The following is a 6,937-nucleotide window of genomic DNA, read 5'->3' as shown; positions in this document are numbered from 1 at the left end:
AATTGAAATTCCTAAAACGGAAGTGAAGTTTGAAGATATGGATATTACTGCTCACCCTGAAGAACATGATGATCCGAATAAATTTAAAGACGAGTGGGATAAGTTTAAATTATGGCCATTGGTAATGAAAAATCCTGAGTTGGTTGAAAGAGCCTATTCAATGGCTTCTTACCCAGCAGAAGGTCGTGAGATCATGCTAAATGTACGTATTGCTACTCCACCCTTTGATCGTGCAAAAGACGGTTGGATGGATGTAAATCCTGGAGTCGCTTCTTCCTATATCTTTAGCTTGAAGAAAGGTGATAAAGTTGTTATTTCTGGACCTTATGGTGAATTCTTTATCAATGAAAGTGATTCAGAAATGCTTTATGTTGGTGGTGGAGCCGGTATGGCGCCAATGAGATCTCATCTTTATCATCTATTCAGAACATTAAAAACTGGTAGAAAAGTAACTTACTGGTATGGTGGTAGATCTAAAAGAGAATTATTTTATACAGAACACTTTAGAGCATTAGAAAGAGATTTTCCAAATTTCAAATTCTACTTAGCGCTTTCTGAGCCTGCAGAAGAGGATAACTGGAAAGTAAAATCTAATCTTGATGATGAAGGAGATGGTTTTGTAGGCTTTATACACCAGGTTGTAATAGATAATTACCTATCTCACCATGAAGAGCCAGAAGATATCGAACTATATTTCTGTGGTCCGCCATTGATGAACAAAGCAGTTCAGAAGATGGGTGAAGACTTCGGTATGCCCCCTGAGAACATTAGATTTGATGACTTTGGAGGATAATAATTTTAATCCCGCTTCGGCGGGATTTTTTTATCTTTGTATATGCCAAAATTAGACGAACAGGAACTACATAACCTGGCGATGAACATCGTTGGTAAGGATCTCGAAGATAACGGGTATGAATTCTTAGGAGTAAATAGTAAACTAAGGCGTAATCCACAATTTGTAGCCTTAAAGGATACAAAATTGCATTTTGTTATTGTGAGAGCGATTGAATATCCAGATGACCCCAAGGCTTTCGACCCGGCTTTTATGAAAGACATAAAGGAACATGCCGAAAAGTTCAATGCCAGAACTTTTTATGCTGGCGTAGGACTGGCTAATTCTTCAGATTATGATAAACCAGTTTCTAATGAAGAAGATTATATTGTTAACTATTCTGGCTGGAAAGAATTTTAGATGAATCGAATTTCAATATTTATCATCACAGTTTTAACTTTGGTATCATGTGATTCTAGAGGTGGACTGGACATAGCTACATTCCAGGGTGAAGCTTTGGGAACAACCTATTCAGTTCAATACTTTTCAGAAGGCGAGCTAGACTTTACTAAATCTATGGACAGTATTGTTGATATTGTAAATGGATCTATGAGTACATACCAGCAGGATTCCGATATTTCGTTGGTCAATCGGGGTGACTCCATTGTTACTGTAGATGAGCACTTCATTAAAGTATTTGAGGCTTCAAAAAAGATTTATGCTGAAAGCAACGGGTTCTTTGATCCAACGGTAGGGGTTTTGGTTAATGCCTATGGTTTTGGACCGGGAAAGGTTGTAACCGATCTTTATGCAGAGCGTCTCGATTCCCTGAATCAGCTGGTAGGCCTTAATAAAGTTAGAATCAACGAAGACCAAACTGTCTCTAAAGAGAACCCAAACGTTTATATCGATTTTAATGCGATAGCTAAAGGTTATACTATAGATCTTATTGGGCAGTACCTGGAAGATAACGGTGTATCAGATTATTTGATCGAATTGGGTGGTGAGCTAAAAGCTAGGGGTAAGAATAGATCATCTGGCAAGGAATGGTTGGTAGGAATTGATAATCCATTACAAGATGGTCCGGAAAGACAGTTTAACGCGAAGGTAATGCTTAAAAATGCTTCTATGGCAACCTCAGGGAACTATAGGAAGTACCGGGTTGACTCTATCACGGGAGAACGTTTTGTGCATACAGTGAATCCAATAACCGGTTTTGCTGAAAAGAGCAATTTGTTAAGTGCTTCGGTAATTGCTGAAAATTGCATGATGGCAGATGGCTATGCTACGGCTCTCATGGCCATGGGCCTTGACAGATCGGCTAGTATGCTGAAGGAACTGAAATCTATAGAAGTGTACCTGATCTATTCCGATGAAAATGGAAGCATCAAAACCTATGTGACACCAGGATTTAAATCAAATCTTGTGGACTAATAAATTTCTTACTGCAAACCGGTAATATTTCCCCTTTTGCAAGTCTGAATTTATCTACATTCTTGCTATTCATATCTTTACTTAGATTTACTTCATTTACTTCAAAGCCTACTTCTCTTAATTTCTCAAAATAATCTCTGCCATAGATCCTAACATGGTCGTATTGTCCAAATATTTTAGCTCTTTGTTTGGGATCAGTAATACTATCATCCTGAAAGGTCTCAGCTCTGTTCAGGTCCTGCGGTATTTGCAGAATCGCAGTTCCACCTGGTTTTAAAACCCGGTACAATTCTTTCATTGCTGTAAGATCATCTGGTATATGTTCCAGAACGTGATTACATAGAATAAAATCATAGCTGGAATCAGCAAATGGTAGATCACAAATATCAGCTTTGACATCTGCCAGAGGTGAATTTAGATCTGTAGTTGTATACTCAAGATTTTTCAATCTTCGGAAGCGTTTATAAAATGCCTGTTCTGGTGCGAAGTGAAGTACTTTGCGCTTTTTGGTAAAGAAATCTGTGTGCTGCTGAAGGTATATCCAAAGTAGGCGATGTCGTTCCAATGATAGAGTGGAAGGGGAGAGAACATTTTCTCTCTGATTCTCATATCCATATGGAAGGAATTTCCGGAAACTGCTACCATCAATTGGGTCAGTATATCGGTTGCCTTTAAGATAAATCTTTAAAAACGGCCTTATCAAGTAACTGGCTCTTATAAGTACGGGCCTGGAAATACTGTTTAAGGCCAGTTTAAAAAGATTGCTCATTGGCTATACTTCGATATCTCCCCAGTTTTCCCCCGATTTGATACGGTATAGCTGCATTTCGGATACTCCAAATTGCTTAGCCAGTACTCGGATACGGGTTTTCCTTTCAGGATCTAAAAGTTTTTTCTTAAGGATTACAGCCTGTGCGTAAGTTAATTTGGAATAAGATGTTACCTTACGTAATCTTCTGTTTTCCTTATTTTCCTTTACTTTAGGACTGTTGTACTGATGTTGGACCCATTCATCCTTGGTGGCCCATGCCAAGTTAGAAACGCGATTGTCGTTCTTCACAAAATTCTTGTGAATCACGTATTGATCACCTTCTTTTTTCTCTAAAAACATTTCAGCAATAATGCGATGAATGTAGTAAGTTTTGTGCTTACCATTCTTCAATTTTACCGCGAAGTTTAAATATCCACCTACTTTTCCGCCATTCATCAAGTCTCCTTCAGGGTTTTTCAGATAACTGATCATCCTTCCGAAATTTGAGACTTTGTAGATAAAGCGGTCTTCCCAGGAATCTTTGTGTAGGGTTTTCCAGATTTCCTGTCTGTAACTTTTAATCATAAACTTTTGCTCTAAATTCGTCTTCTTCTGTTGAATTAATTTTTAATGATTCATAAATGTATTTAAATGTTGATAGTAATTCTGGTTTGCCGTCTATCAATGCGACATCGTGCTCGAAGTGAGCACTGGGTTTATTATCGGCGGTTAGTATTGTCCAGCCATCGGGCAATTGTTTAATTCTCTTGGTTCCAAGGTTGATCATAGGCTCTATAGCTACGACCATTCCTTCTACAAATTTTTTACCTCGGCCACGTTTACCGTAGTTAGGCATTTCGGGATCTTCATGCATAGTTTTTCCTAGTCCATGTCCCACTAGTTCGCGAACTACTCCATAGCCGCGGTCCTCAGTATATTTCTGAATTGCATATCCTACATCACCAACACGATTTCCTGCTTTAAATTCTCGAATTCCTTCATAAAGGGATTCTTTAGTGACTTTCAATAATTCTTCAACCTCAGGAGCGATCGTTCCTACTGCAAATGTGTAGGCATGATCTCCGTAGAAGCCGTTTTTCAAAGCTCCACAGTCAATACTTATAATATCGCCTTCCTGTAACGGAGTATTGTTAGGTATCCCGTGCACTACCTGTGCATTAGGACTCATACATAAAGAATTGGGAAAATCATAAAGTCCCAGAAAACCCGGAACAGCACCATGATCACGTATGAATTCTTCTGCAAGTTTATCTAATTGTAGGGTAGTTACACCTGGTTTAATTTCAGGCGCCAGCATTCCAAGAGTCTTGCTTACAATAAGCGCGCTTTCTCTTTGTAATTCAATTTCTTCGCTGGATTTTGGTATAATCATACTTTTAAAATCTTCTAAAGAGACCTGATCTCTTCTTTTTACCGATTCCGGTTATTGTTTTATTTAACGTAAGTGATTGGTAAATCTCTCCCCAACCTTTCATTCCGCCGTAATTACGATCGTCTATAAAGATATCAGCTAGAATCTTTCTGCTAATACTTTGGTTAAATTCTTCTTCCGGGTAACTACTATTTATTGCGTAAAACTTTAAACCATTCTTTTCACAGAAGGTAACCGCATCGTCAAGCTTTTCTCCACTTCTGTAAGTCCAGAGGATTAATCTGTGACCTTCTTCTTGCAATTTCCGCAGAGATTCAAAGGCAAATAGTAAAGGTTTTCCAATTTCTGGAAATCGGTTCTCTACGATCGTACCGTCGAAATCAACTGCGATGGTAAGAGAATTAGGCATAGACAAAATTAGTTATAATTTTTCAATTACAGGGTTTGCAACTTTTTCTTACTACTCTGCGTAAGAATTTTTGTACTCCTTGCCACTTACGATCCTGGCAATGTCTTCTTCTATGCTTTCACCCTGTGGATATTCCACAAAACGATTTACTTCTTCACCGTCTTTGTAAAAAACTATTGTAGGCACTCTGGAAACTTCCAGGTCTTGCTCGATGCCAGATGGCGTTGTTTTATTTCTATCTACAGCAGTTAATTGCAGGTTGTCATAATCATAGTCTGCCTCATCAAGAATTTTCAGGAACTTTGGCAGTTCGCGTTTACTGTCACCGCACCATGTACCCATAAGAACCTTGATTTCGTAGTCTCTTATATTTTCGTTGATCATCGCCATTTCATCGGTGTCTGGTTTAAAGTTTTCATACCTCGAATCAAACCAGCTATTGAAGGGTGCTTGTTGCAATTCTTCTTTTGTAAAATCACCTAGCAACATATCCTTTTGGGTTTCCTGTTGATCAATTGCTGTATCTTCAATTTCATCCATGGCGACATCCTGATTAGAATTATCCATTTTGTTTCCACAGCTCACAGCCAAAGCTGCGATGATAATTAAAAGCTTCTTCATAAAAATTATATTAAGGGGTCTTCGGTCATTAGATCTGGTTGGGTAATTCCCATCAGTTTTAATATAGTCGGAGCGATATTACCAAGCTTACCATCCTTTATTGATTTTACATCTTTATCCATTAAAATTAGGGGAACTGGGTTCGTCGTGTGAGCAGTATTCGCACTACCATCTGGATTCTTCATCGTTTCACTATTCCCATGATCTGCAATGATGATGACAGAATAGCCATTTTCAAATGCAGTTTCAGCTACTTTTTTAGCGCAAATATCAACAGTTTCACAAGCCTTGACAGCAGCATCAAAATCACCGGTATGACCTACCATATCCGGATTGGCGAAATTTAGACATATAAAATCAGCCGACTCTCCCTCTAATTCAGGAACGATTTTGTCTGTAATATCATAAGCGCTCATTTCCGGCTGAAGGTCATAAGTAGCAACTTTCGGAGAGTCGCACATAAGTCTTCTTTCACCAGCAAAAGGCTTTTCTCTACCTCCAGAGAAGAAAAAGGTTACGTGAGGATACTTCTCAGTTTCTGCAATCCTGATCTGTCTCTTGCCCTCATATTCCAGGACTTCTCCCAAAGTGGCTTTAATATTAGATTTCTGAAAAATGACATTTACATTTTCAAACCTGTCGTCATATTTAGTCATGGTGACGTAATATAAGGTCAGCTTTTTCATATCATATTCAGGGAAATTATCTTGTGATAGTGCCTGAGTTAATTGTCTTCCACGATCTGTTCTGAAGTTAAAATAAATTACTACATCCTTTTCACTAAGCTTGGCAACAGGGTTACCATTATCATCCGTAATTACTATAGGATTAATGAATTCATCAGAAATATCACTATCGTAGCTTTTCTGAATTTCAGATAAGATATCCTGGGTACTTTTTCCTTCACCTTTTACAATCAGGTCGTATGCTTTTTCAACTCTTTCCCAACGGTTATCCCTGTCCATGGCATAATATCTACCAATAGCAGAGGCAAGTTCAGAATTTGTAGATTCTAAATGAGGGAGTAAATCTTCTACAAAACCTTTACCAGAATGTGGATCTACATCACGACCATCGGTAAATACATGGACATACTTTTTCTGTACACCAGCTGCATCAGCTGCAGATAATAGTCCTTTTAAATGGTTTATGTGAGAATGAACTCCACCATCACTAAGCAGTCCCATAAAATGAATTGGCTTGTTATTCTTGACCGCATAGCTAAATGCCGACTCCAATACTGGCTCATCTTTTAGAGTATTCTTTTCCACCGCCATGTTAATCTTCACCAGATCCTGGTAAACAACTCTACCGGCTCCAAGATTCATATGTCCAACCTCACTGTTCCCCATCTGTCCCTCTGGAAGACCTACATTGAGCCCATCGGTTCTTAAGGTAGCGTGTGGGAATTTTCCAGGTAGCGAATCCATAAAAGGAGTTTTGGCTTTAGCAACTGCAGATATTTCATCATTAGGAGAAATACCCCAGCCATCCAGAATCATAAGGAGAACTTTCTTATTCATAGATAGTCGTAGTTTAAGCGATAAAGATAAAAAC

Annotated in this window: 9 protein-coding genes; 3 read left to right on the top strand and 6 right to left on the bottom strand. The window is 38.5% G+C overall.

The features are described from left to right. The 3 genes from nqrF to QZ620_RS05980 all read left to right on the top strand — a co-directional run. A partial coding sequence (nqrF, locus tag QZ620_RS05990) for an NADH:ubiquinone reductase (Na(+)-transporting) subunit F (protein WP_295180005.1) occupies nucleotides 1-793 on the top strand: 793 nt, incomplete at its 5' end. Nucleotides 794-835: 42 nt separating this feature from the next. Next, nucleotides 836-1,192, top strand: a complete 357-nt coding sequence (locus QZ620_RS05985) for a Na(+)-translocating NADH-quinone reductase subunit F (RefSeq protein WP_295180003.1) — start codon at nucleotides 836-838, stop codon at nucleotides 1,190-1,192. Next, the gene (locus tag QZ620_RS05980) at nucleotides 1,193-2,206 is read left to right on the top strand and encodes an FAD:protein FMN transferase (RefSeq protein ID WP_295180001.1); all 1,014 of its coding nucleotides are present in this window, start codon (nucleotides 1,193-1,195) and stop codon (nucleotides 2,204-2,206) included. Here QZ620_RS05980 and QZ620_RS05975 read toward each other — a convergent pair. Genes QZ620_RS05975 through gpmI form a run of 6 tightly spaced genes read right to left on the bottom strand, consistent with a single transcriptional unit; the run spans nucleotide 2,184 to nucleotide 6,903 of the window. After that, nucleotides 2,184-2,975 carry a class I SAM-dependent methyltransferase gene (locus tag QZ620_RS05975; protein ID WP_295179999.1) on the bottom strand — a complete coding sequence of 264 codons (792 nt, stop codon included), beginning with the start codon at nucleotides 2,973-2,975 and terminating at the stop codon, nucleotides 2,184-2,186. The genes QZ620_RS05980 and QZ620_RS05975 overlap by 23 nt on opposite strands. Before the next feature lie 3 nt (nucleotides 2,976-2,978). After that, nucleotides 2,979-3,542 carry an HNH endonuclease gene (locus QZ620_RS05970; protein ID WP_026914372.1) on the bottom strand — a complete coding sequence of 188 codons (564 nt, stop codon included), beginning with the start codon at nucleotides 3,540-3,542 and terminating at the stop codon, nucleotides 2,979-2,981. Next, on the bottom strand, nucleotides 3,535-4,350 hold the full coding sequence (gene map / locus QZ620_RS05965; protein ID WP_295179997.1) for a type I methionyl aminopeptidase: 816 nt from the start codon (nucleotides 4,348-4,350) through the stop codon (nucleotides 3,535-3,537). Before map ends, QZ620_RS05970 begins: the two co-directional genes overlap by 8 nt. A gap of 4 nt (nucleotides 4,351-4,354) precedes the next feature. Next, nucleotides 4,355-4,759, bottom strand: a complete 405-nt coding sequence (locus QZ620_RS05960) for a BT0820 family HAD-type phosphatase (RefSeq protein WP_295179995.1) — start codon at nucleotides 4,757-4,759, stop codon at nucleotides 4,355-4,357. Nucleotides 4,760-4,810: 51 nt separating this feature from the next. Next, nucleotides 4,811-5,380 (bottom strand): thioredoxin family protein, encoded by a 570-nt coding sequence (locus tag QZ620_RS05955; protein WP_295179993.1) that lies wholly within the window; start codon nucleotides 5,378-5,380, stop codon nucleotides 4,811-4,813. Between the two features lie 5 nt (nucleotides 5,381-5,385). Then, nucleotides 5,386-6,903 carry a 2,3-bisphosphoglycerate-independent phosphoglycerate mutase gene (gene gpmI / locus QZ620_RS05950; protein ID WP_295179991.1) on the bottom strand — a complete coding sequence of 506 codons (1,518 nt, stop codon included), beginning with the start codon at nucleotides 6,901-6,903 and terminating at the stop codon, nucleotides 5,386-5,388. Between the last annotated feature and the right edge of the window lie 34 nt (nucleotides 6,904-6,937).

Source organism: uncultured Christiangramia sp., assembly GCF_913046405.1.
Taxonomy (GTDB): domain Bacteria; phylum Bacteroidota; class Bacteroidia; order Flavobacteriales; family Flavobacteriaceae; genus Christiangramia; species Christiangramia marina.
This window is presented reverse-complemented; position numbering and strand designations above follow the sequence as displayed.

What these genes read in the sequence shown, in the direction of transcription:
- QZ620_RS05985 (WP_295180003.1), top strand. Translation starts at nt 836, where the DNA reads ATGCCAAAATTAGACGAACAGGAACTACATAACCTGGCGATGAACATC.
- QZ620_RS05980 (WP_295180001.1), top strand. Translation starts at nt 1,193, where the DNA reads ATGAATCGAATTTCAATATTTATCATCACAGTTTTAACTTTGGTATCA.
- QZ620_RS05975 (WP_295179999.1), bottom strand. Translation starts at nt 2,975, where the DNA reads ATGAGCAATCTTTTTAAACTGGCCTTAAACAGTATTTCCAGGCCCGTA.
- QZ620_RS05970 (WP_026914372.1), bottom strand. Translation starts at nt 3,542, where the DNA reads ATGATTAAAAGTTACAGACAGGAAATCTGGAAAACCCTACACAAAGAT.
- map (WP_295179997.1), bottom strand. Translation starts at nt 4,350, where the DNA reads ATGATTATACCAAAATCCAGCGAAGAAATTGAATTACAAAGAGAAAGC.
- QZ620_RS05960 (WP_295179995.1), bottom strand. Translation starts at nt 4,759, where the DNA reads ATGCCTAATTCTCTTACCATCGCAGTTGATTTCGACGGTACGATCGTA.
- QZ620_RS05955 (WP_295179993.1), bottom strand. Translation starts at nt 5,380, where the DNA reads ATGAAGAAGCTTTTAATTATCATCGCAGCTTTGGCTGTGAGCTGTGGA.
- gpmI (WP_295179991.1), bottom strand. Translation starts at nt 6,903, where the DNA reads ATGAATAAGAAAGTTCTCCTTATGATTCTGGATGGCTGGGGTATTTCT.